Origin of the sequence: Streptomyces endocoffeicus, from assembly GCF_016741935.1 — a bacterium.
Taxonomy (GTDB): Bacteria; Actinomycetota; Actinomycetes; order Streptomycetales; family Streptomycetaceae; genus Streptomyces; species Streptomyces endocoffeicus.
In genome coordinates, this window is the sequence record NZ_JAERRG010000252.1 from 1 (window position 1) to 278 (window position 278).

Annotated in this window: 1 protein-coding gene; it reads left to right on the forward strand. The window is 63.7% G+C overall.

All coding sequences use genetic code 11. The features are described from left to right. Window positions 1-16: 16 nt before the first annotated feature. The coding region (locus JK364_RS54845; RefSeq protein WP_201858942.1) for a CurL C-terminal domain-containing protein at window positions 17-278 on the forward strand (262 nt) is incomplete at its 3' end.

The window sequence follows — 278 nt, forward strand, 5'->3', positions numbered from 1 at the left end:
CGGTACCAACGCCCACGTGATCATCGAGCAGGTGCCTGAGGCCGATGCCGATGCCGATGTGGAGGTCGGGCCTGGTGAGGTGTCGTCGGTTGTTCCGCTTGTTCTGTCGGCTAAGAGTGAGGTTGCTCTGGTTGCTCAGGCTGGGCGGTTGGCTGATCTGCTGGAGGGGGGTTCTGCTCCGGCGTTGGTGGATGTGGGGTATTCGCTGGCGTGTGCGCGTTCGGTGTTTGAGTACCGGTCGGTGGTGGTGGCTGGTGATCGTGTGGGCGCGGTGGAGG